The organism is Mycobacteroides saopaulense, from assembly GCF_001456355.1.
Lineage (GTDB): Bacteria > Actinomycetota > Actinomycetes > Mycobacteriales > Mycobacteriaceae > Mycobacterium > Mycobacterium saopaulense.
The window spans coordinates 1,837,539-1,861,706 of the sequence record NZ_CP010271.1 but is presented as its reverse complement, the minus strand read 5'-3'; the positions used below and the strand labels follow the sequence as shown (position 1 = coordinate 1,861,706).

20 protein-coding genes are annotated in these 24,168 nt (G+C 64.1%); 2 read left to right on the top strand and 18 right to left on the bottom strand.

Annotation, left to right across the window (positions count from 1 at the left end; all coding sequences use genetic code 11):
* Positions 1–25: 25 nt before the first annotated feature.
* The 14 genes from nuoI to metH all read right to left on the bottom strand — a co-directional run bounded on the left by nuoI (position 26) and on the right by metH (position 15,612).
* Positions 26–562 (bottom strand): NADH-quinone oxidoreductase subunit NuoI, encoded by a 537-nt coding sequence (nuoI, locus tag MYCSP_RS09295; RefSeq protein ID WP_088413652.1) that lies wholly within the window; start codon positions 560–562, stop codon positions 26–28.
* A complete protein-coding gene (gene nuoH, locus MYCSP_RS09290; RefSeq protein WP_083013751.1) occupies positions 555–1,823 on the bottom strand; it encodes an NADH-quinone oxidoreductase subunit NuoH in 1,269 nt (422 codons plus the stop codon). The genes nuoI and nuoH overlap by 8 nt, the downstream gene beginning before the upstream one ends.
* Complete coding sequence (locus MYCSP_RS09285) at positions 1,820–4,204, bottom strand: NADH-quinone oxidoreductase subunit G (protein WP_088413651.1); 2,385 nt, start codon at positions 4,202–4,204, stop codon at positions 1,820–1,822. The genes nuoH and MYCSP_RS09285 overlap by 4 nt, the downstream gene beginning before the upstream one ends.
* Positions 4,201–5,505 carry an NADH-quinone oxidoreductase subunit NuoF gene (nuoF, locus tag MYCSP_RS09280; RefSeq protein WP_083013749.1) on the bottom strand — a complete coding sequence of 435 codons (1,305 nt, stop codon included), beginning with the start codon at positions 5,503–5,505 and terminating at the stop codon, positions 4,201–4,203. Before nuoF ends, MYCSP_RS09285 begins: the two co-directional genes overlap by 4 nt.
* Positions 5,502–6,257, bottom strand: a complete 756-nt coding sequence (nuoE, locus tag MYCSP_RS09275; RefSeq protein WP_083013748.1) for an NADH-quinone oxidoreductase subunit NuoE — start codon at positions 6,255–6,257, stop codon at positions 5,502–5,504. Before nuoE ends, nuoF begins: the two co-directional genes overlap by 4 nt.
* Positions 6,254–7,525: an NADH dehydrogenase (quinone) subunit D gene (gene nuoD / locus MYCSP_RS09270; protein ID WP_083336001.1), complete on the bottom strand. Its 1,272-nt coding sequence runs from the start codon at positions 7,523–7,525 to the stop codon at positions 6,254–6,256. The genes nuoE and nuoD overlap by 4 nt, the downstream gene beginning before the upstream one ends.
* A gap of 35 nt (positions 7,526–7,560) precedes the next feature.
* Complete coding sequence (locus tag MYCSP_RS09265; RefSeq protein WP_083013746.1) at positions 7,561–8,247, bottom strand: NADH-quinone oxidoreductase subunit C; 687 nt, start codon at positions 8,245–8,247, stop codon at positions 7,561–7,563.
* Positions 8,244–8,798 (bottom strand): NuoB/complex I 20 kDa subunit family protein, encoded by a 555-nt coding sequence (locus tag MYCSP_RS09260; protein WP_070910885.1) that lies wholly within the window; start codon positions 8,796–8,798, stop codon positions 8,244–8,246. The genes MYCSP_RS09265 and MYCSP_RS09260 overlap by 4 nt, the downstream gene beginning before the upstream one ends.
* 70 nt (positions 8,799–8,868) lie before the next feature.
* Positions 8,869–9,255: an NADH-quinone oxidoreductase subunit A gene (locus MYCSP_RS09255; protein ID WP_043077533.1), complete on the bottom strand. Its 387-nt coding sequence runs from the start codon at positions 9,253–9,255 to the stop codon at positions 8,869–8,871.
* 228 nt (positions 9,256–9,483) lie between these two features.
* Complete coding sequence (locus tag MYCSP_RS09250; protein WP_083013745.1) at positions 9,484–9,879, bottom strand: response regulator; 396 nt, start codon at positions 9,877–9,879, stop codon at positions 9,484–9,486.
* A gap of 69 nt (positions 9,880–9,948) precedes the next feature.
* Entirely contained in the window at positions 9,949–10,830 is an 882-nt protein-coding gene (hisG, locus tag MYCSP_RS09245; RefSeq protein ID WP_070910888.1) for an ATP phosphoribosyltransferase, read from the bottom strand.
* A 1-nt stretch (position 10,831) separates the two neighbouring features.
* Positions 10,832–11,113 carry a phosphoribosyl-ATP diphosphatase gene (locus MYCSP_RS09240; RefSeq protein ID WP_005061184.1) on the bottom strand — a complete coding sequence of 94 codons (282 nt, stop codon included), beginning with the start codon at positions 11,111–11,113 and terminating at the stop codon, positions 10,832–10,834.
* Positions 11,114–11,129: 16 nt separating this feature from the next.
* Entirely contained in the window at positions 11,130–11,813 is a 684-nt protein-coding gene (locus MYCSP_RS09235; protein ID WP_083013744.1) for an HAD family hydrolase, read from the bottom strand.
* Between the two features lie 46 nt (positions 11,814–11,859).
* Positions 11,860–15,612 (bottom strand): methionine synthase, encoded by a 3,753-nt coding sequence (metH, locus tag MYCSP_RS09230; protein WP_088415541.1) that lies wholly within the window; start codon positions 15,610–15,612, stop codon positions 11,860–11,862.
* 178 nt (positions 15,613–15,790) lie between these two features.
* Between metH and MYCSP_RS09225 the strand changes: the two genes are divergently transcribed.
* Positions 15,791–16,744, top strand: coding sequence for a PAC2 family protein (locus MYCSP_RS09225; RefSeq protein WP_407661650.1), 954 nt, complete (start codon positions 15,791–15,793; stop codon positions 16,742–16,744).
* A 55-nt stretch (positions 16,745–16,799) separates the two neighbouring features.
* Here the strand turns inward: MYCSP_RS09225 and MYCSP_RS23615 are convergent, their stop codons facing one another.
* The 3 genes from MYCSP_RS23615 to MYCSP_RS09210 form a co-directional block, all read right to left on the bottom strand.
* Complete coding sequence (locus tag MYCSP_RS23615) at positions 16,800–17,351, bottom strand: Mce protein (protein ID WP_088413650.1); 552 nt, start codon at positions 17,349–17,351, stop codon at positions 16,800–16,802.
* A complete protein-coding gene (locus MYCSP_RS09215) occupies positions 17,348–17,836 on the bottom strand; it encodes a hypothetical protein (protein WP_157886166.1) in 489 nt (162 codons plus the stop codon). The genes MYCSP_RS23615 and MYCSP_RS09215 overlap by 4 nt, the downstream gene beginning before the upstream one ends.
* A 112-nt stretch (positions 17,837–17,948) precedes the next feature.
* Positions 17,949–19,103 (bottom strand): alpha-hydroxy-acid oxidizing protein, encoded by a 1,155-nt coding sequence (locus MYCSP_RS09210; RefSeq protein WP_070910894.1) that lies wholly within the window; start codon positions 19,101–19,103, stop codon positions 17,949–17,951.
* Positions 19,104–19,308: 205 nt separating this feature from the next.
* Between MYCSP_RS09210 and MYCSP_RS09205 the strand changes: the two genes are divergently transcribed.
* Complete coding sequence (locus MYCSP_RS09205) at positions 19,309–20,688, top strand: SagB family peptide dehydrogenase (RefSeq protein ID WP_083013740.1); 1,380 nt, start codon at positions 19,309–19,311, stop codon at positions 20,686–20,688.
* Between the two features lie 4 nt (positions 20,689–20,692).
* Here the strand turns inward: MYCSP_RS09205 and MYCSP_RS09200 are convergent, their stop codons facing one another.
* Positions 20,693–24,166, bottom strand: coding sequence for a non-ribosomal peptide synthetase (locus MYCSP_RS09200; protein ID WP_083013739.1), 3,474 nt, complete (start codon positions 24,164–24,166; stop codon positions 20,693–20,695).
* Positions 24,167–24,168 lie beyond the last annotated feature (2 nt).

Sequence of the window (24,168 nt, the reverse complement as noted above, 5' to 3'; positions counted from 1 at the left end):
GCGTGGGCGGCCACGACATCGAAACTCACCTGGCTTCCCCTCCGGCCCTCGGCAGGTTGCCCAGGTAGTAGTCGGTGTCCGTGGTGCCGGGATACATCGCATGCGGTGGTGGCGCCATGCCCGGCTGCAGCGGCGCCAGCAGCTTGTCCTTGCCGTAGATGAGGTCGGCCCGGTTGTCGTCGGCCATCTCGTAGTCGTTGGTCATCGTGAGCGCCCGCGTGGGGCACGCCTCGATGCATAATCCGCAGCCGATGCACCGCAGGTAGTTGATCTGATAGACCCGGCCGTACCGTTCCCCCGGCGAAAACCGCTCCTGCTCGGAATTGTCCGCGCCCTCGACGAATATGGCGTCGGCTGGGCAGGCCCAGGCGCACAGTTCGCAGCCGATGCATTTTTCCAGCCCATCCGAGTACCTGTTGAGCTGGTGTCTCCCGTGGTAGCGCGGCGCGGTGGGCTGTTTCTTCTCGGGGTACTGCTCGGTGAGCCGCTTCTTGAACATGGACGAGAACGTCACCCAGAACCCGGCCATGGCATCCGCCGAACGTCGCAGAAGATCAGGCATGTGCGTCCTCCTTTCTGGTCGGATGTGGGGTGGTACCAACGTGCTGGCCCGGCAGTGGCGGCACCGGGAATCCGCCCGCCATCGGATCGAAATTTTTGGACAACAAGGGCTTTGGTGTTTCTGTTCGTCGGGAGAGGACGCCCACCAAGGCGATGGCGCCGACCGAGACCACCAATCCGGTGATCCCGAGGATGATCGACGGGTTTCCGTGTCCGTAGAGCGCCATGGCTTGCACCACGCCGACAATGACGATCCATACCAATGCCACCGGGATCAGGATCTCCCAGCCCAATCGCATGAACTGGTCGTAGCGCAGCCTGGGCAGAGTGGCACGCAGCCACATGAACAGGAACATAAAGCCCCAGACCTTGGCCACGAACCACAGCACCGGCCACCAGGAGGCGTTTGCGCCATCGACGAGGCTCAGTGGCCACGGGGCATGCCAGCCTCCCAAGAACATGGTGGCAGCCAGCCCGGAAACAGTTGCCATGTTGATGTATTCGGCGAGCATGAACATGGCGAAGCGCAGCGAGGAGTATTCGGTGTGGAAGCCACCGACCAGTTCTCCCTCGGCCTCGGGCAGGTCGAAGGGTGCCCGGTTCGTCTCCCCCACCATCGCGGTGACGTACACCAGGAAGGACGGCAACAGCAGAAAGACGTACCAGCGGCCGGCTTGCGCCGCCACGATCCCCGACGTCGACATCGTTCCGGCGAGTAGGAACACCGCCGCGAATGTGAGACCCATCGCGATCTCGTAGGAGATGACCTGTGCGGAAGACCTCAATCCACCCAACAGCGGGTAGGTAGATCCGGATGCCCAGCCTCCCAATACGATCCCGTACACGCCGACCGAAGTAACCGCCAGTACAAAGAGAATCGCCACGGGCAGGTCGGTGAGCTGCAGTGGTGTGCGGTGACCGAGGACCGACACCACGGGCCCGAACGGGATGACCGCGTAGGCGACAATCGCCGGCACCACCGAGATGATGGGCGCGAGCAGATAGATGGGCTTGTCCACCCCCGCCGGTGTCAGGCCCTCCTTGAGGGCGAGTTTGACGCCGTCGGCCAGGCTCTGCAGCAGACCGAACGGGCCCACCCGGTTGGGGCCTATCCGACGCTGCATCCAGGCCAGTACCTTGCGTTCGACGAGGATCGCGACGAGCACGGTGAGGACCAAAAATGCGAACACCGCAACGCATTTCACGAGGACAAGCCAGAGTGGATCAATCCCGAACATCGAGAGATCGGTTTTTCCGGTCATGGCGCAACCTCGATCCGCACCACTTGTCCCAGCGCCGGACCGAGTTGCCGGTGAACCTCCGAACCCGACGAGCGCATGGGTAACCACACCACCCTGTCCGGCATCTCCGTTATGCGTAGCGGCAAGGTGATGGCCCCCGGAATCGACTCCGACATACTGCGCACGGTCACCGATTCACCCTCCGCGGCGCCGATTTCATTGGCGGTCGCCTCCGAGAGCCGCACCTGAGCCGGATGTGCGGTGCCTGCCAGGTACTGCTCCCCATCCTGCAACCGACCGGCATCGAGGAGCATCCGCCACGAGGCCAACACCGCTTCCCCTGCTTCGGGCTGCGGCCTGGCCGTCGCCCTCACGGCTCCCGGGGTCTCCCGCAGGCCCTCCCAGGGGCCGATGTCCGCGAGCTCGGCGAGTGCCTCGCTTCCACGACTCAGGCCGATCGGACGACCCATCCGCCGAGCCAGAGCGGCCAGCACTCTGAGATCGTCGAGGGCATCACTGGCATCGAGTGTGGTGTCGAAGGGCCTGAGCCTGCCTTCCCAATTCACAAAACTGCCGGACTTCTCGGCGACCGCCGCCACCGGGAGCACGACATCGGCGAGCTCGGTGACTGCCCCGTGGCGCATCTCGAGACTGACGACGAATGCGGCCCGGAGCGCACCGGCCGCTGCGGCGGGGTACGGCAGATCGTCCAGCTCGACGCCACCGACGAGGAAGGCACCTAGGCCGCTTCCCGGATCCAGCATGGCGGCGGCATCAAGCCCGGGCAGGTCCGGAAGCGCGATCGCACCCCACTTTTCAGCAACAGCGCGCCGCGCCGCGCTGTCGGATACCGGGTGCGCACCGGGGAGCAGTCTCGGCAGCGCCCCGGCTTCCAATGCACCGCGCTCGCCCGCCCTGCGCGGAATCCATACCAGCGTGGCGCCTGTCTCGACGGCCAGCTGGACCGCGGCAGACAGGGCACCGGGCGTGGACGCCAGCCGCTCTCCTACCATGATCACCGCGCCCGGCTGACGCAATAGTTCGAAATTTGACAGTCCTGCAATGGTTTCCGACTCAGCACCGGGAACGGTGGCAATCACGTCGGCGGAGAGCTTCGTGGAGCCGCGGCTTGCGAAGGGCGCGATGGTGAGCACCTTCATTCCTCGTTTGCGCACCGCCTTGCGCAAACGCAGGAACACGATGGGAGATTCCTCCTCCGGCTCGAATCCCGCCAACAGGACCATCGGCGCCGATTCCAGCGCCGCGTACGTCTGCGTCATCCCACGCCCGGCAACAGCCGAACCGAGGAACGCCGCCTCCTCAACGCTGTGCGCGCGAGCCCGGAAGTCTATATTGTTGGTGCCCAACGCCATACGGGCGAATTTGACGTACGCGTAGGAATCCTCGACGGTGAGCCGCCCCCCGGTCAACACTCCGGCGTTTGCGCCGGCACCGGCCAAACCCTTTGCGGCGGCTTCCAGTGCCTGCGGCCAGGATGCCTGCACCAAGTCTCCGGACTCGTTACGAATCAGCGGGTCGGTGATGCGGTCCCCCGCGGTGGCGTAGGTGAACGCCCAGCGTCCCTTATCGCAGTTCCATTCCTCGTTGACTTCCGGATCATCACCGGCAAGGCGCCGCAACACCTTTCCTCTTCGGTGGTCGGTCCGCTGCGCGCATCCACTGGCGCAGTGCTCGCAGACGCTGGGCGAGGACACCAGATCGAACGGGCGAGCGCGGAATCGGTAAGCGGCGCCGGTCAGCGCACCCACCGGGCAGATCTGCACGGTATTGCCGGAGAAGTACGACTCGAAGGGTTCGTCACCGGCGATGCCCACCTGCTGTAGCGCGCCGCGTTCCAACAGCTCGATGAACGGATCGCCGGCCACCTGCTGGGAGAACCGGGTGCAACGGGCGCACAGCACACAACGCTCCCTGTCCAGCAGCACCTCGGTGGACAGCGGAATCGGCTTGGGAAACGTGCGCTTGGCCTCGGTGAAACGGGTCTCGGCTCGCCCCGTCGACATCGCCTGGTTCTGCAATGGACACTCTCCGCCCTTATCGCAAACCGGACAGTCGAGTGGATGGTTGATCAGCAGCAGTTCCATCACGCCGCTCTGCGCCTTCTCCGCCGCTTCAGATGTCACCTGGGTGTGCACCACCATCTCGTCGGTGACGGTGGTGGTGCACGCCGCGAGCGGCTTACGCTGCCCCTCCACCTCGACCAGACACTGGCGGCACGCACCCACCGGATCGAGCAGTGGGTGATCGCAGAACCTGGGTATCTGTATACCGATGAGTTCTGCGGCCCGGATCACCAACGTGCCCTTGGGCACCGAGATGTCGGTTCCGTCGATGTTGACGGTGACGAACTCGGTGTTGAGAGCCGGCTCTGTGGCTGTCATCGGTTTTCCTCCGCGAAGACGGTGCTGGCCGCCGCGTCAAAGGGACACCCGTTCTCCAGGTGAGCCTCGTATTCTCCGCGGAAGTACTTGAGCGAGGACATGATCGGACTCGCGGCGCCGTCACCGAGTGCACAGAAGGACTTGCCCAGCACGATGTCCGAGATATCCAGAAGTTTGTCGAGGTCCTCGGCGGTCCCCTCACCGGATTCGAGTCGCGCCAGGATGCGCACCAACCAGTAGGTGCCTTCCCGACACGGTGTGCACTTGCCGCAAGATTCGTGCGCATAGAACTCGGTCCACCGCAGCACCGCGCGCACCACGCAGGTGGTGTCGTCGAATATCTGTAAAGCCTTGGTACCCAGCATCGATCCGGCGGCGCTGACGCCCTCGTAATCGAGTGGGACATCCAGGTGTTCTGCGGTGAACAACGGTGTCGACGAGCCACCGGGCGTCCAGAACTTGAGCCCGTGTCCGTCGCGTATCCCCCCGGCCAATTCTAGGAGCTGCCGCAGCGTCACCCCGAGCGGAGCCTCGTACTGTCCGGGTCTGCGCACGTGTCCGGACAAGGAGTAGAGAGTGAATCCCGGCGATTTCTCCGACCCCATCGTGCGGAACCATTCGACACCACGCCGCACGATGGCCGGGACACTCGCGATGGACTCGACGTTGTTGACCACGGTCGGGCTGGCATACAGACCCGCGACGGCCGGGAACGGCGGACGTAGCCGCGGCTGGCCGCGTCGCCCTTCCAGCGAGTCCAACAGTGCGGTCTCTTCCCCGCAGATGTAGGCACCGGCACCGGCGTGCACCACCAGTTCCAGATCGAAACCGCTGTCCAGGATGTTGCGGCCCAGGTATCCGGCCTCATAGGCCTGCGCGACCGCGGTCTGCAATCGTCTGATCACCGAGATGACCTCACCGCGAACGTAGATGAAGGCGTGCGAGGCCCGGATCGCATACGCCGCGATGACGATGCCCTCGACGAGGGTATGCGGAGTCGCCAACATCAGCGGAATGTCCTTGCAGGTGCCGGGTTCGGATTCGTCGGCGTTCACCACCAGGTAGTGCGGCCTGCCGTCACCCTGTGGGATGAAGGACCACTTGGTGCCCGTCGGAAACCCCGCTCCGCCACGCCCACGTAGCCCCGCGTCCTTGATCATGGCGATCACCGCGTCCGGTTCCATGTCCAGTGCGCGGCGCAGGCCCTCGTAGCCCGCGTGACGCAGATACCCCTCGAGGGTCCAGGAGTCGCCCTCGTCCCAGTGCTCGGACAGGACCGGAGTGAGAATCGTCGACGTCACGGCTCCATCTCCTCTGCCGACCTCGTCGCGTCGGTTCGCACGTTCCGCTGTGCATCCCGAGCCAATCGCAATCCCGCCAATGTCGGGGCACCCGCCTGCGCCGCGGCCACCGCATCGGGACGGTCGTCGGCGAACCCGGCCAAGATCCGGGCGGTCTGTTTGAACGTGCACGGCGCCGCGCCGCGGCGGGGCTCGGGCACACGGCCACCGCGCAGTGCCTCCACGAGATCAACTGCACTATCTGGGGTTTGGTTATCGAAGAACTCCCAATTGACCATCAGCACCGGCGCATAGTCACAGGCGGCGTTGCACTCGACATGTTCGAGTGTGACCTTGCCGTCCCCGGTGGTACCGCCGGGTTGCACATCGAGTTCGTCGACCAACCGCGCCAGGATCGCATCACCGCCGAGCACCGCACACAGCGTATTGGTACAGACTCCGACCAAATAGTCACCGGTGGGTCCGCGTCGGTACATCGAGTAGAAACTCGCCACCGCCGTCACCTCGGCCGGGGTCAATCCCACCTGATCGGCACAGAATCCGATGCCCGCCATCGTCACGTATCCGTCCTCGGACTGTACGAGATGCAGCAGCGGCAGTAATGCGGAGCGGTGGCTCGGATAGCGGTCGAGGATTTCCTTGGCGTCTATGGACAACCGCGAAACCACCTCCGGTGGATAGTTCTTGCGCCCCGAGAATCGGCCCTCGTCCTCGGGTGGGCGACTGCCGAGCTCCACGAAGATCTCCGTCACCTGTCCACTCCCCCCATCACCGGGTCGATGCTCGCCACCGCGGCGATCAGATCCGCCACCATGCCTCCCTCGCACATCGCGGAGACGGACTGCAGATTTGTGAACGACGGGTCGCGGAAGTGCACGCGATAGGGCCGGGTTCCGCCGTCACTGACCATGTGGACGCCGAGCTCACCGCGCGGCGACTCGACGGCGACATACACCTGACCCGCCGGCACCCGCACTCCCTCGGTGACCAGCTTGAAGTGGTGGATCAATCCCTCCATCGAGGTGCCCATGATCTTGGCGATGTGTTTGGGCGAGTTGCCCAAACCATCTGGGCCCGAGGCCAGGTCGGCGGGCCAGGCAATTTTCTTGTCGTCCACCATGACCGGCCCCGGCCGCAATCGTTCGACACACTGCTGTGCGATCTTGATGGACTCGTGCATCTCCTTGACCCGGATCAGATACCGGCCGTATGAGTCACAATCATCGTGAGTGACGACGTCGAAGTCGTAGTTCTCGTAGCCGCAGTACGGTTGCGCACGCCGCAGGTCGTGCGCAAGGCCGGTGGCGCGCAGTACCGGACCCGTGATGCCCAACGCCATGCATCCGGTGAGGTCCAGGTATCCGATGCCCTGGGTGCGCGCCTTCCAGATGTAGTTCTCGTTCAACAGGTTTTCCATGTCGTGCAACCTGCCGGGCAGGATCTTGAGCAGGTCCCGAATCTCTTGTTCGGCGCCGTCGGGCAGATCCTGGGCGAGCCCGCCGGGTCTGACATAGGCATGGTTCATACGCAGACCGGTAATCGCCTCGAAGACCTTCAGGATCATTTCGCGTTCACGGAAACCGAGGAACATCGCGGTCATCGCCCCGAGTTCCATGCCACCGGTGGCAAGTGCGACCAGGTGTGAGGAGATGCGATTGAGTTCCATCATCAGCACCCGAATCACGCTCGCACGCTCGGGGATTTCGTCGGTGATGTCCAGCAGTTTCTCAACTCCCAGGCAGTACGCGGTCTCGTTGAAGAACGGGGACAGATAGTCCATCCGGGTCACGAAGGTGACACCTTGCGTCCAGGTCCGGTACTCCAAATTCTTTTCGATGCCGGTGTGCAGATACCCGATACCGCAGCGCACGTCGGTGACCGTCTCGCCCTCGATCTCCAAGATCAGACGCAGCACGCCATGGGTGGACGGATGCTGGGGGCCCATGTTGACGACTATTCGCTCGTCGGTGGCTTGCGATGCGGCGGTGACGATCTCGTCCCAATCCTGGCCGCCGGCCATGAAAACGGTCTGAGGATGTGCTGGCTGCGTTGTCACTAGCTGTAGGACCTCCGCTGATCGGGCGGTGCGATGGTGGCTCCGTGGTACTCGACCGGCACCCCGCCGAGCGGATAGTCCTTGCGCTGCGGGTGCCCTTCCCAGTCGTCGGGCATCTCGATTCGCGTCAGTGCGGGGTGGTCGTCGAAGACGATGCCGAAGAAGTCGTACGTTTCCCGTTCATGCCAGTCCGTGGTCGGGTACACGGCGTTCAGCGACGGAATATGCGGATTACTTTCCGGGACTGCTACTTCGAGCATGATCCGGCGGTTCCAGGTGATGGACATGAGAGGGTACACGGCATGGAGTTCACGTGCTGCGTCGTCGGGGTAGTGCACTCCGCTGACACCCAGGCTGAGCTCGAAACGTAGTTCGGGGTCATCGCGCAGGGACTGGGCAACCTGCACCAGATGCTCGGCCTTGACGTGGATCGTGAGTTGATCACGGTAGACGACCACGCTCTCGATGGCGTCCTCGTAGGTGACGTGCTCCTGCTCCGCGAGAACCGATTCCAGTCGGTCGACCACCTGATCGAAGTATCCGCCGTAGGGGCGGTTCGAGCTGGCCGGCAACGAGATTGACCGGATCAGGCCACCGTAACCGGAGGTGTCGCCCGTGCCCGTGACTCCGAAGAGCCCGCGCCTGATACCGATGATCTCCTGCGGTTCCCGCTCGTTGTCCGTCACCGCAGTAGCCCCTTCATCTCGATGGTGGGCGTCGCGGCAAGTGCGGCGGCTTCGGTCTCACGGATGACTTCCTCGCGGTTTACCCCGAGCGGCATCTGGGCGATCTTCTCGTGCAGTTTCAAAATCGCATGGAGCAGCATTTCCGGCCGCGGCGGACACCCGGGAAGGTAGATATCCACGGGGACAACATGATCGACGCCCTGGACGATTGCGTAATTGTTGAACATGCCGCCCGAAGATGCGCACACTCCCATGGCGAGTACCCATTTCGGCTCAGCCATCTGGTCGTAGATCTGACGCAGCACCGGAGCCATCTTCTGACTGACCCGGCCCGCCACGATCATCAGGTCGGCCTGCCTCGGTGTGGCCGAGAACCGTTCCATGCCAAAGCGGGCGATGTCGAATCGTGGGCCCGCCGTGGACATCATCTCGATGGCACAGCAAGCCAGCCCAAAGGTGGCCGGCCACAACGATCCTTTGCGCACGTATCCCGCCAGCGTCTCGACGGTGCTCAGCAGAAATCCGCTAGGCAGTTTTTCCTCAAGACCCATGACTCTCCCGACAGGTGTGCTTATTCGTGATGTTGCAAGGACTTCCAGTTGCCCCACCAATCGCACGGGGCTAATCCCAGCTCAGGCCACCGCGCCTCCATTCGTACGCGTACGCCACCGACACGTTGACGATGAACAGGGCCATGGCGAGCAGTCCGAACACTCCGAGGGCGTCGAAGTGGACGGCCCACGGATACAGGAAGACGATCTCGATGTCGAAGATGATGAACAACATCGCGGTGAGGTAGTACTTCACGGGCACCCGGTGTCCACCCGCGGCGGCACCATGATGATCGCGCCCCATCGAATGCTGGGTGGCCTCGATGCCACACTCATACGCCTCGAGTTTGGCCCGGTTGTACCGGCGTGGGCCGACGAACGACGAAATCCCAACGGAGAAAACGGCAAACGCCACCGCAATGGCGCCGAGTACCAAGATCGGTACATACGCATCCATCGCAGACCAGCCTCCCGAAATCGATCCATCGGGTCCCTGTGCTGGATCGGCAACATTGCCGCGTCATTGCTGTTGTGGTCGAGGGCTGCCGACCAGTACAGATGTGACCTAACAAACACACTATCGGTTGGCGCCGGATCCATGCCACCGTTTGACGGTGTTTTGCGCAATTAAGTACCGAGTCCAAGCGCCCGGGAAGGCTGAGGCCGCCGTTGTGTTGCGACTGAGTCAGCTGCGTGTTGCGGCTGCCGAACCGAGCAGATCGATCACTGTCGCGGTCAAGCGCATCGGGTCGATCGGCCGCGGTACCACAGCTTCGGCGCGGGACCAGCTCGCCAGCCAGTTGTCCTGCGGACGACCAGTCAGAACGACGATCGGGGGCGGTGCATCGACCTCGTCCTTGACCTGCTTGGCCACACCCATCCCGCCAAAGGGGGTCGCCTCACCGTCCAGAATCGCCAGATCGATACCGGCGGCCGCCAGACGCTCGATGACCATGGGGCCGGTGGCGACCTCGATGAACTCCAGCGGCGGCAGCGCGGAATCCGGCCGGGTGCCGATGCCTTGAATTACCTTGCGCCGGACCGTGATGTCATCGCTGTACACGAGGACTTGCAGCGCCATACGGCCATGGTAGGACGCGTGGGGGCCACTCGCGAAGGAATCCGGGAAAGCCCAGGAAACCCAGGAGAACTATGCCCGGAAGAACCTGACCTCGGAGGCCAGGATTGCCTTTGCTCCGATCGCGGCCAGTGCGTCCATCGTGGTGTTGACGCCCTTACGCGGGGCGAGGGCGCGCACCGCCACCCATGCCTCGTCGGCCAGCGGAGCCAACGTCGGAGATTCCAGCCCCGGGGTCACCTTGAGTGCCTCGTCCAGGACGGCGCGCGGGCAGTCGTAATCGAGCATCAGATACTGCTGGCCGAACACCACGCCCTGGATGCGGGTTGTCAGTTGCGTGCGCGCCGATTCCGTTGCCGGATCGGCGTTCTCCCGCTCGATCAGCACTGCCTCCGAATCGCACAAAGACTCACCGAAGGCGCTCAGTCCGTGCTGACGCAGGGTGCGGCCGGTCCCCACGATGTCGGCGATCACGTCGGCCACCCCGAGCTGAATGGAGATCTCGACGGCACCGTCGAGCCGTATGACATCGGCTTCGATCCCCTTGGCGGCCAGATCTTTTCGGACAAGGTTGGGGTACGCGGTGGCGATTCTCTTTCCCGCGATGTCATAAATCGTCCAGTCACGCCCCGCGGGCGCAGCGTACCGGAAGGTCGAACCACCGAATCCCAGTGCGAGCCGCTCGATCACCGGCGCATCAGAGTCCATCATCAGGTCGCGGCCGGTGATACCGAGATCAAGCTCGCCCGAGCCGACATAGATCGCGATGTCCTTGGGTCGCAAGAAAAAGAACTCGACGTCGTTCTGCGGGTCGAGCACGGTCAGATCCTTGGCGTCCCCACGCCGCCGATAGCCTGCCTCCGACAAGATCTCCGATGCGGCCTCGCTGAGTGCGCCCTTGTTGGGGACAGCGACGCGCAGTGCTCCCTGTGAAGCTCCATTCGAACTTGTCATGTCAGAGCTTCCGGTAGACGTCGTCGAGAGTCAGACCACGGGCGATCAGCAGCACCTGTGCCCAATAGAGCAGCTGGCTCACCTCTTCGGCAAGCGATTCGTCGCTCTCGTGTTCGGCGGCCAACCACACCTCACCCGCCTCTTCGAGCAGCTTCTTGCCCAGGGTGTGCACCCCCGCATCGAGGGCGGCGACGGTGCCACTCCCCTCGGGCCGGGTCTTGGCGCGGTCACTGAGCTCGGCGAACAGCTCGTCGAAGGTCTTCACGGGTGGCGATTCTGTCACGACCCCGCCCGGCGAGTCATATGGGTTTGCAGGTGGTCGCGGTGAGCACGTCGGCGTGGGCACCGCGCAGGTCGCCCACCGACAGGCCCGACAAGGTGGAGGCATGCCTGCGCCGGTCGCCTGCGGGCACCTCGACGTGGTTGGGCACCACCAGCACTGCGCACCCCGCCGTCTCGGCCGCGGCGGCACCGGTCACCGAGTCCTCGATGGCCAGGCAATCGCCCGGGTCGACCCCGAGCAGCGCGGCGGCCCGCAGGTACGGGTCGGGCGCGGGCTTACCCGCAGGCACCTCGTCGCCACACACCGACTCGGTAAACCAGTGCGTGCCAATGGTCTTGAGTGCCTGGTTGGTGAGCGATCTGATGGTGTTGGTGACCAGCGCCATCGGGACCTGCTCGGCGGCAAGCTGCGCCAGCATGTCCTGGGCACCATCACACCAGGTGAGGTCGGTCGCGAAGAGCTCACCGGTGTATTCGTGCAGCCAGGCGTTCTCGCTGGCCATCCGCTCGGCATCGTGCTCCAGCTCCAGCGCCGTGAAGATCATCCGCATGGTGGCGTCCGCCGAGCCCCCGAGGAGCGCGGTGCGCAGCTCGGGTGTCATCTCACCGCCGAGCCTGCGGCACAACTCTCCCATCGAGATGTCCCAGAGCTTTTCCGATTCGATGAGGGTGCCGTCCATATCCCACAGCACCGCACGCATGCGACCAATTCTGTCAGAGGCCACCTGCCGCCCACGACGCCGGTGCTCAGTCCTCCGGGTTGTAGCCGAGGTTCGGTCCGAGCCAACGCTCTGCTTCCTGCAGCGTCCAGCCCTTGCGCCTGGCATAGTCGGCGACCTGGTCCTGGGCCAGCCGGCCTACCACGAAGTACTGCGACTGCGGATGCGAGAAATACCAGCCGCTGACGGCGGCGCCGGGCCACATCGCCATCGACTCGGTCAGCTCGATGCCCGTCCGCTCCGTGACATCCATCAGGTTGAACAGCGTCACCTTCTCGGTGTGCTCCGGGCAGGCCGGGTAACCCGGGGCCGGGCGGATACCGCGGTACTTCTCCCCGATGAGGGCCTCGTTGTCCAGCTGCTCATCGGGCTGGAATCCCCAGAACTCCTTGCGGACCCGCTGGTGCATCCGCTCGGCGAAGGCCTCGGCCAGCCGGTCGGCCACCGACTCCAGCAGGATCGCGCTGTAATCGTCCAGATCCGCCTTGAACTCCATGATCTTATCCTGGCTGCCGAGCCCCGCGGTGACGGCGAAGGCACCGACGTAGTCGGCCAGACCGGTGTCCTTAGGTGCGATGTAGTCGCCCAGTGACCGGTTCGGGATGCCTTCCCGGTGCTCGCCCTGCTGACGCAGGTTGTGCAATGTGGTCAGCACCTCGGTGCGGGTGTCGTCGGTGTAGACCTCGATGTCGTCAAAACCTGGGCCCACCGCGTTCGCCGGGAAGAAGCCGATCACCCCATTGGCGGTCAGCCACTTCTCCTTGATGACGGTGTCGAGCATCTGCTGGGCGTCGTCGTAGAGCTTGCGAGCCGCCTCACCCGTGGCCGGGTTGTTGAGGATGTCGGGGAATCGACCCTTCATCTCCCAGGCGTTGAAGAACGGCTGCCAATCGATGTATTCGCGCAGCTCGGCGATGTCATAGTCGAGAAATTCGCGCACGCCGAGACCCTGAGCGGGCACGGGCGGTAGGTAGCCGTCCCATTCGATGGGCGTGCGGTTGGCGCGGGCCTTTTCCAAGGTCAGCGTCGGGCGTTCGTTCTTCTGCGCATGGCGCTCGCGCAGCGACGCGTAGTCCTTCGCGGTGGCCTCCAACAGGCCCGGACGCTGCTTGTCGTCGAGCAGTGCCGCGGCCACCGGCACCGATCGGGAGGCATCCTTGACCCAGACCACCGGGCCACTCCGCCGGGGCGCCACCTTCACGGCGGTATGGGCGCGCGAAGTGGTCGCGCCGCCGATCAGCAGTGGGATCTCCAGCCCCTTACGTTCCATCTCGACGGCGAAGTTGACCATCTCGTCCAGCGACGGGGTGATCAAGCCGGACAGCCCAATGATGTCGGCGTCGTATTCCTCTGCTGCCGCCAGGATCTTCTCGGCAGGCACCATGACCCCGAGGTCGATCACTTCGAAGTTGTTGCACTGCAGGACAACCCCGACGATGTTCTTGCCGATGTCGTGAACGTCGCCCTTCACGGTCGCCATGATGATCGTGCCGTTGGTGTCCTTGGATGTGGCGGCCCCGGACGCTTCCTTTTCCTTCTCGATGAACGGCAGCAGGTACGCGACGGCCTTCTTCATCACTCGGGCCGACTTCACCACCTGGGGCAAGAACATCTTTCCCGAACCGAAGAGGTCACCGACGACGTTCATGCCGTCCATCAGTGGACCCTCGATCACTTCGATCGGGCGGCCGCCCGCGTCGGCGATCTCGGCGCGCAATTCCTCGGTGTCGTCATCGACGTGAGCGTCGATTCCCTTGACCAGGGCATGCGTAATTCGTTCGCGCACAGGCAGACTGCGCCACTCTTGAGCAGCTCGATCGTCTCCTCCGCCCGAGTTCTCCGTGCTGTTGAACCGCTCGGCGATCTCCAGCAGCCGTTCGGCGGCATCCGCGCGACGGTTCAGGACGACATCCTCGATGCGGTCCCGCAGCTCGAGGTCGATCGAGTCGTAGGGCACCAGTGCGCCGGCATTGACGATGCCCATGTCCAGGCCGGCCTTGATGGCGTGGAACAGGAACACCGCGTGGATGGCCTCGCGGACGGGATTGTTGCCACGGAACGAGAACGACACGTTCGAGATACCGCCGGAGATGTGCACCCCGGGCAGGTTCGCCTTGATCCAGGCGCAGGCCTCGATGAAGTCGATCCCGTACGTCGCATGCTCCTCGATACCCGTCGCCAGCGCGAAGCAGTTCGGATCGAAGATGATGTCTTCGGCCGGAAAGCCGACCTCTTCGGTCAAAATCCGGTAGGCGCGCCCGCAGATCTCTTTACGGCGCTCCAGGTTGTCGGCCTGCCCCTGTTCGTCAAAGGCCATCACCACGACAGCGGCACCGTACTTGCGGCACAGCCGTGCTTCACGGATGAACTTCTCCTCGCCCTCCTTCATGGAGATCGAGTTGACAATCGGCTTGCCCTGGACGTTCTTCAGCCCTGCCTCGATGACCTCCCACTTCGAGGAGTCGATCATCACCGGCACGCGACTGATATCGGGTTCAACCGCGATCAGTTTGGTGAACCGGTCCATCGCGGCGACGCCGTCGATCATGCCCTCGTCCATGTTGATGTCGATGACCTGCGCACCGACCTCGACCTGCTGCAAGGCGACCGACAGCGCGGTGTCGTAGTCCTCGGCCTTGATCAGGTTGCGGAACCGGGCCGATCCGGTGATGTTGGTGCGCTCCCCGATGTTCACGAACAGGGAGTCGTCGGTGATGTTGAGCGGCTCCAGGCCCGACAGCCGGGTGGCGATGTCGATGCTCGGTACATCCCTGGGTTTCACGCCCTCGACAACCTTGGCGATCTCCGCGATATGCGCGGGCGCAGTCCCGCAGCACCCGCCGACCAGGTTGACCAGGCCAGCCTCTGCGAACTCGGCAAGGTAGCCGGCCTGATGCTCAGGGGACTCGTCGTACTCGCCGAAGGCGTTGGGCAGACCTGCATTCGGATAGCAGGAGACGAAAGTATCTGCAATACGCGACATCTCGGCGATGTAAGGCCGCATCTCCGGGGCGCCCAGGGCACAGTTGAGGCCCACCGCGAGAGGCTTGGCGTGCCGGATCGCGTTCCAGAATGCCTCCGTGACCTGACCGGACAATGTCCGCCCGGACGCATCGGTGATCGTGCCCGAGATGATGATCGGCCAGCGCCGCCCGCGCTGCTCGAACAGCGTCTCCACGGCGAAGACCGCCGCCTTGGCGTTCAGTGAGTCGAAGATGGTCTCCACGAGGATGATGTCGGCACCGCCGTCGACCAGGCCGTTGGCCGCTTCGAGGTAGGCGGCGACCAGCTGGTCGTAGGAGACGTTGCGGGCTCCGGGATCGTTAACGTCCGGCGAAATCGACGCGGTTCGGGTGGTCGGCCCCAGTGCCCCAGCCACGTAGCGGGGCTTATCGGGGGTGCTGTACTCGTCGGCAGCGGCCCGGGCCAGCGCGGCACCGGCGTAGTTCAGCTCGTAGCTCAGCTCTTCCATGCCGTAGTCGGAAAGCGATACCGCGTTCGCGTTGAACGTATTGGTCTCGAGGATGTCTGCGCCCGCTTCGAGGTACTCGCGGTGGATGCCCTCGATGATGTGCGGCTGCGTCAGAGTGAGCAGATCGTTGTTGCCGACGAGGTCGCTCGGCCAGTCCTTGAACCGCTCGCCGCGGTATCCGGCCTCGTCGGGCCTGTCGCGTTGGATCGCCGTGCCCATCGCGCCGTCGATCACCAGAATCCGCTGTTCGAGGGCAGCTGTCAGCGAGTCCGTGCTGTCAGGCCTGATATTGGGCTGCGGATTGGTCACGCGCATTCCTTCCAGAGCGGAAGGCGTCCTTAACTCTGCCGAGCGTGGCGGTCACGGGCTGTGATCCCCGAACCGTTGCAACGCCTCTCGACCAGATGAAGTCTACGTGGTCACTCGACAGTCGTGCGAACGCCTAACTTTCTCGTGCGGGTTTCTCTAGGGCCGTCATATCAACAATGTGATCTGGCTATCCAATCCATTCTCCGCCAGCCGCGGCTCGTCCCCGTCACGCAGGGCTTACGCTGACACCGTGACCCCGTCGGATACCGCCCAGAACGGCCTACCCGTGCTGCGCGACCCGGTGGTCGTTGCCGCCTTCGAGGGCTGGAATGACGCCGGCGATGCCGCCAGCGCCGCTCTGGAACACCTGGACACCACCTGGCAGGCCACCCCGTTGATGACCATCGACGACGAGGACTACTACGACTACCAGGTCAATCGCCCGGTGGTGCGGCTGGTCAAGGGTGTCACCCGCGAGTTGGAGTGGCCCGGCATGCACATCTCCTACTGCTCGCCTCCCGGCTCGCAGCGCGATGTGGTGCTGATGCACGGTGCCGAGCCGAACATGCGCTGGCGCACCTTCTGCAACCGCTTGCTCGCCATCGCGGACCGTCTCAACGTGTCCACCGTGGTGATCTTGGGCGCACTGCTGGCCGATACCCCACACACTCGGCCGGTGCCGGTGAGTGGCACTGCCTACTCGCCGGATGCCGCGAAATTCTTCGGCCTGGAAGAGACCCGCTACGAGGGCCCCACCGGCATCGCCGGGGTGTTCCAGGACGCCTGCGTGAACGCCGGCATTCCGGCCGTCGCATTCTGGGCCGCCGTGCCGCACTATGTGTCGCAACCCCCCAACCCGAAGGCGACCGTCGCCCTGCTGCAGCGCGTGGAGGACGTGCTCGATGTGGAGGTGCCCCTCGGGGACCTGCCCGAGCAGGCCGAGGAATGGGAGCAGGCGGTTACCGAGATGACCACCGAGGACGAAGAGATCGCCGAGTACGTGCAGTCACTGGAGGAACGCGGCGACGCCGAGGTGGACACCACCGAGATCCTCAGCAAGATCGACGGCGACGCGCTGGCCGCGGAGTTCGAGCGGTACCTCCGCCGCCGCGGTCCCCGTTTCGGAGGCTAGTTCACGGCCGACCTGGGTCGGCTGGCCCGCAGGCGCTGATCGATTCGCCTCTTGTCTAAATGTATTCGAGCTTGCTCGCCAACCAGCGACCGTCAACCAACTCCATGGTCATCTTCATCCGGCTCTTGTCGATTCGAGGATCCGGCCGTTCACTGTTGGTAATCGACTGATCCACCATCAACAGCACAACCACCTTCTTATCGGGTGCGTCAACGGTGTCGGACTGCACAGCGGAGGCAATCACCTTGCCGGTCGCGGTGGCCCGATTGTCGATCAGCAACTGACGCAACTGCACGGAACTTTTCGAGAACTGGTCCTTGAGATCGCCCGTGCAGTGTTCCAGGATCTCGGCGAAATCCTCGTCGACATTCGACGAATCTATCGACGTCAAAAGCACAGTCACCGACTCGGCCGCCTTCAGTCCTTGCTCGCGCAACTGCTGTGCCCGATGCTGCGCAGCCAGTACGGGACCGTCGTGCAACAGCTTCCAGCCCAGTAGGCCACAGGCGCACAGTGCCACAACGGCCACGCCGACCATCACGCTCGCGACAGCGATCCGCCACTGGCCACCAGAAGGGCCGGGATGCAGCGAGGGGTACTCGGTCATACCGTGTCGACCTCGCTCGCCAGCCAGCGACCCTGGACGTTCTCCATGGTCACTTGCACCCGGCTTCGGTCCAAGCGGCCGTCCGGCACGGCGGTATTCCTGACCGACTGGTCAACGAACATCAGTGTGGTGACCTTGTTGGCCATTTCCGACCGAATCGCCGAGTCGACCACGGTGCCCTTGGCCGATGCGCGGTTTTCCACCATGGTTTGGCGTAACTGATCAAGGCTGCTGCTGTACTTCGTCTTGAACTCGCCGGTGGAGCGTGCCAGCACCTCCGAGGTGTTCTGTTCCAGCTCTCGGTAATCCACGTTGATCATCAGGGTGACGAATTCGCGTGCCGCGGTTAGCGCTTCCCCTGCCGCCGCATGAACTTCTGCGGATCCGGAAGGCATCTGGCGCCGGTCGCTCGCAAGTTTCCACCCCAGGAAACCACAACCGGTCAGAGCAACCATGCTGATCACGCCTGCCACGATGATCGTCACCGTCACCCACCGACCAGGCCTAGGCGGAGGCGCCAAGTACCCCGGATAGGAGACCGGTTCCTGTGGCCATTGCTGGATCACGACACTCCCCCTTCGTCGGCTACCGCCCTGCTCAGGAAAGGCGCTGCACCGCTAACTCCTCGAGCGAAAGGTAACAGTTCACCGCCATGGTCAGGTCGGCTTCGGCCAGCAGCGACTGGATGACGTGTTTGACGCCGTTGGTTCCATCGAGCGCGAGCCCGTAGACATACGGACGAGCAATCCCTACCAGGCTGGCACCCAGCGCGACGGCCCGCAGGATGTCGATACCGTCCCGAACGCCGGAGTCGAACGTCACCGGAACCGATCCGGCCGCCTCGACCGCCGCAGCGAGGCCGTCGATCGCGGGAATTCCCCCATTCGCTTGACGCCCACCATGATTGGAGTACGCGATGGCATCGATGCCACGGTCTACCGCCTGCCGAACATCGTCGACGTCGCAGATGCCCTTCAGGATGATCGGGAGCTTCGTCAGCTCTCGGTAGTGGTCGATATCTGCCCACGTCAATCCGGGATGACTGAACAACGACGCCCACACCAGACCCGCGTGCATCGGCGTCAGTTCTCCGGCGGAACGCACGCCCGCGATCTGCAGGAAACGCGGATCGGACGTGTAGTTCGCCAGGCAATGCCCGTGCAGCATCGGCAAATATCCGTGCTTGAGGTCGCGCGGGCGCCACCCGAGCGTGCCCGTGTCGAGCGTCACCGCAAGGGCGTCATATCCCGCGGCCTCCGCTCGCCGCACGAAGTTGTCGGTCAGCTCGGAGTCCGAGGACGGATACAGCTGGAAGATGCCATAGGAATCGCCGCGCTCCGTGGCGACCTCCTCAAGGGTGGCCGACGAGAGCGTCGAGTACATGGCGGGCATGTCGAGCTCACGTGCCGCGGCGGCGGTCAGCAGATCGCCACGCTCGCGGACCGCACCCAGCACCCCGACCGGGCAGATGAACGCCGGGCTGGTGAACGTGCGCCCCAGAAATGACGTCGACATGTCCCGAGCGGTCCGATCCCTCAGCATCCGGGGCACCAGCCCGTAACGGCGCAATGCGGCGGCATTCGCATCCTGGGTGTGCTCGTCACCGGCACCACCACGCACATAGCCGAAGATTCCCTCGCCCAGCGTCTGCTCCGCTCGACTCTCCAGTTCGGCAAAGGTGAACGGAAGGGTCGAAACCTTCCCGAGCGCACCCGCCGCATAGAACTGAAGCTGGAAATCGCCGAAGTTCATCGAGCACCCCTCATGGTTCGGACATTCGCTAGATGTTGAGCGTACTGGGCACTTTCGGCTCCGGCTCCACCGTTCTGCACGCGGGTGGCAACCCGCCTCTACAGCAAATGGGTGCCCAAGTTAGGGGTACCTTACCGGGGTTCCTTATGATCGTGCGTGAAGCGCATGCGCATTCGGCGTCGGCACATCACCCGGAAGGCTTCCGTTGTCTGCTCTCACCTACCCTGCCGGGACCCGTTTCGCCCTGCGCGATGGCGCAACATGCCTGGTCACAGCGGCGGGCGGAATACTGCTGAACCCGCCCCGCAACGAGAAACTCACCGGGCTCACCAGCGCGCAGCGGCGTGTGCTCAAAACCCTCAACAGCGGTCCTGCCACGCTGGCCGACCTTGTCGCCGATGCCGACAGCGACATCATCGAAGCGCTCGTCACCCAACTACTCGACGGCGGATGGCTGTCGGTGGCGGTCCGTGACGACGGGCACGACCTCTACGCCGTCGAGTGCTTCGGAGTTCCAGGACCCCGCCCTACCGGCGCCCTGCCCCCAGCCACTCATCTCTCGAAATTCTCGGTACTGCATCGCGATTCACGCGGCTATGTGCTCGAAAATCCGCGTAGCTGGTGTGACATCCGCATCCAGGATCTGCGCCTGCTTCCCCTGCTCGACGGCCCCAATGGCGTCACCACGGGCCTTCCTGCGGACCTTGTCGCACGGTTTCTCGCTGATCTGCGCTGGGGCGGATTTCTCGTCGCCAACGGCGATGACGAAAGCCACGAGTTCGCCCCGATCAGCTGGAATGCAGCGGACCTGTGGTTCCACCGGCGCAGCACGCTGGGTGAACGCACCGTCACCTGGGACCATTTCGGACCGACCAAGTGGGCCAAGGGCAAGTTCCCGCAACCGGCGGCGCGCAAACCCGACTATCCAGGCACCCCGGTCGCATTGCCCGCCCCGGATCTGACGGCGTTGCGTGCAGCCGACCCGCCCCTGACCGCCGTCATCGAAGACCGGATCTCGGTGCGCGCCTTCAATGACGCCAATCCGATTACCCTCGAACAGCTTTCCGAGCTGCTGTATCGCACAGCCCGAACCCGCGGCACCCGATCGGAAAGCGAGGGCGAGGAACTGGTCTCCCGGCCCTATCCCTCGGGCGGGAGCGTGTACGAGCTCGAGCTGTATCCGGTGGTTCGGCACGTCTCCGGGCTTGCGCCCGGCATGTACCACTACGACTCCTTCGAGCACGTGCTGCGGCCGGTCGCCGATGCGGACTCCACCCCGGTGAAGCAGCTGCTGAAGTCGACCTCGGCGACCCTTGAGGGCGGCGCCGAACCGCAGGTGCTCCTGGTGATGGCGGCACGCGCCGACCGCGTCATGTGGACCTACGAGCAGGTCGCGTATTCGGCCATCCTCAAACATGTCGGCGTGCTCATGCAGACGATCTATCTGGCCGCCACGGCGATGGGCCTGGGCGCATGCGCCCAGGGCTTCGGTGACACCGCGGCATTCACGGCGGCCGCGGCAGTCCCCGAACTGCAGGAGTGCAGTGTGGGCAGCATGGTGCTCGGTACGCCCGCCACCTCCTGACCGGTCAGGTGGTCCCGGCCAGGATCTCCTCATCGGTCATCGCCGCGATCTCGAGGTAGTGCCCCGCGACGACGGCCAGGCGATCCGGCGTGCCGAGTTCGGCCTCTCGCTTCAACAGCCGATCGGCCAGCCCCGCGACGGTCCGCGTGGCGAAAAAGTCCCCGACAAGCGCGTGGTCAACGAACAGCCAGTCGCGCACCCGCGCGATCACGGTCGTCGCCAGTACCGAGTCACCACCTCGAGCGAAGAAATCGTCGTGTACGCCAACCGATTCGACGTCCAGCACCCCTGCAACGAGATCAATAAGAGCCGCATCGAGGTCGTGGCGTGGCCCCGCGTCCGCGACCGCCACGTTCACTTGCTCCAGTAGTGCGGACACCGCACGCCGATCCAACTTCCCATTGGACGTCAGTGGCATGTGCTCAAGGAGCTCAACCCGCGCCGGAATCATGTAGGCGGGGAGGAGATCACCGAGCAGCGCCGGATAGTCGGTGCAATGATCTGGGGTACCCGCCACCGCGGCAACAAGATTCGGTGCATCGCCACCCACTATGGCGGCAACCGCGTGGCGTACACCCGGCACCAGGCGCAGCGCGCTCTCCACCTCGCCCAATTCCACGCGGTAGCCCCGGACTTTCACCTGATGGTCCGCGCGGCCTAAGAATTCGATGGTTCCATCGGGCCAATATCTGGCCATGTCGCCCGTTCGGTACCAGCGCACCCCGTCGTACTCGACGAAACGCTCCGCAGTCCGTTCGGGATCGTTGCGGTAGCCGGACGCGACGCTGTCGCCACCGATCCACAGCTCGCCGGGAACCCAGTCAAGACAGTCACGACCCGCCTGCGAGACGACACGGCACCTCACATTGCGCAGAGGCACGCCGAAAGGAACTGTCGCCCAATGCTCCGGAGGATCGCCCAGCACCTCGCAAATCGTGCTGTGTATGGCCGCCTCGGTCGCCCCGCCAAGGCCGGTGAAGCGGCATCCGGGCACCTGCGCGGCGAGCCTGCGCGCTAGGTCCGCACTTACCCAGTCGCCACCCAGAATGACCGCACGCAACGAATCACCAAGCTCAGTGCCGCCAATCGACAGGATCATATCCAGCAGACCGGGTACGCAGTTGATAATTGAAACCCGATGGCGCCGTATTAGTTCCACCCAGGTGGTGGCTTCGGCGCGTTGGGCGGCATCGACGGCAACCACCGCAGCGCCCACCGAGAACATGCCGAAGATGTCATACACCGATAGGTCGAATTCAAGCGCGGACAATCCAAGCGCACGGTCCGAGGAGACCACCTCGAACTCGTCGTTCAACGCGTCGATGGTGTTCATCGCCGCCGCGTGTGAGACGTCGACGCCCTTCGGGGTGCCCGTGGAACCCGACGTGAAGAGGACGTAAGCAATCCACGAAGCATCGGTCAGCACGGGCGCCCCGAGCGGCTCCTGATGCTGACGGGCTGCGTCAATCGACAGATGGTCGATAGGCATATCGGATCCGTCTGTGGTCAACGCCACCGAGATTCCACCGGTTTCCAGTATCGCGGCCCGGCGCTGGGCCGGTTGGTCAAATCCGATGGGTACATACGTCGCCCCCGCAGCAAGCACGCCGAGCACCGCAAGAATCTGGTCGCGGCCCTTCGGGAGCTGCACCGCAACGGAATCACCTGTGCGTACCCCGCGCGCCTGCAATGCACCGGCGACGGCCAGTGCCTCTGCCGCCAGGTCGCCGTAGGACCACACACCGTCCTCGTCACCGAAGCCCCAGACCACCGCGGGTGCACCCGGGCTCGTCTTCGCGAAATCGAAGAAGCCTTCGTGCAGGCGGCGGCCGGTTACGGGTCCCGCTGTGGCATTGACTGTTGATCTCACCTCGGCTTGGGAAACAGGTAGCCTCACTGCCGCGTCGGCATTCCAACCGTCGTCTCCGGCACACAGCGCCGCCACCGCATCGGTATACCGCGCGAACATCGCGGCGACCATGCCCTGCGGGAATGCGGATTCACGGATATCCCAGTTCAGTAAGAGGCCACCGCGCACCTCGGTCACCTGAGCATCGAGCAGCACCTGCGGTCCTTGCGAGATGATCCACACGGGCTCGCCGAAGGTGTCCATGACCGATTCGGCGAACAGTTCTCCCAAATTCAGTGCGCTGGTGTACACGATCGGAGCCAGCACAGGTTCGCCCCGGTACCTGCCGAGATCCCGCAGCACATTCAGTCCTGGATAGGCCGAATGCGCCCCACTCTCATACATGTTGCGCTGCAGAACCCGGGCCCGGTCAGCCACCGACATGTCCTCGGTGAGATCTACCTCGAGCATGATCGAGGAGGTGAAATCACCGATCACCCGGTCGATGTCGGCGTGCACCGATTCACGATGGAACAGGGGAACATTCAACAAGAACCGGCTCTGCGCCGACCAGCCGCCAATGGTCTCCGCGAAAACGGCGGCCATCGCCATCGCGGGGGTTATCCCACGCTGGTGAGCGGCCACCAGTAGCTTCTCCTTGGCTTCAGGTTCGAGCCAGTAGTCGTACCGAACGGTGCGGTGCTGGTCGGTACGTTCGCTCACTGGAACGACAGGCAGTTCCGGTGCACCCGGCAGGTTCTCCAACCTTTCCTGCCACCACTGCTTGTCACGCTCCTGCGCCTCTGCATCGCCACGATCCTCGGTGCGGTACCGCTGATACGTATATCCCAGTTCCGGCGGTGCGGCACCGTGATACAACGCCGCCAAATCCGAGATCAGGATTCGATAGCTCATCGCATCGCCGGCCAGCATGTCGACATCCAGATGTAGCCGACTGCTGTTCTCTGCGCGCAGGGTCAGAGTGACGTCGAGAACCTGACCATCCTCGATGGCCAGACGCTGATGCGTCTTGCGTTCACGGAGCGCGGCAAGCGCCGTGTCGATCTCATCGGCCGGACGCCCACGCAGATCCACCACGCTGAACGCATCGCGCCCCGGAGCCGCCATGGTCTGCTGTGTGCCGTCGGGCAGGAACTTGGTCCGCAGCATCGGATGGGCGGCCACGAGCCGATCGACCGCCAACCGCAGCTGTTCGGGATCGATTGCTCCACCGTCGAATTCGACGTAGAGGTGCGCCGCTACCCCACCGAGTTCCTGATCCTCCGAACGGCCTATCCAGTAGGCATGCTGCATAGTGGCCAACGGGAAGGGCACATCTTCTGCCGCATCCTCGTTGGCCACGGGGGCCGAACTGCCGATGCCGGCATCCGAGACCGGATCGGTTCCGTCACCCAGTAACGCGTACCACGACTCCACCGAAGGCTCGGCCGCGAGCTGCGCAAAGGTGATGCGGCTGCCCCGCTTCCGCCAGCCACCGGCCAACGTCATCATGCGAATCGAGTCCAGTCCGAGCGTGATGAGGTCGTCTGCGTCCGAGATCTCTTGGGGTGTGAGCCCTATGAGGTCGGCGACCGTCGCCTTGATCTCGTCCCTGCTGAATGATTCCATCC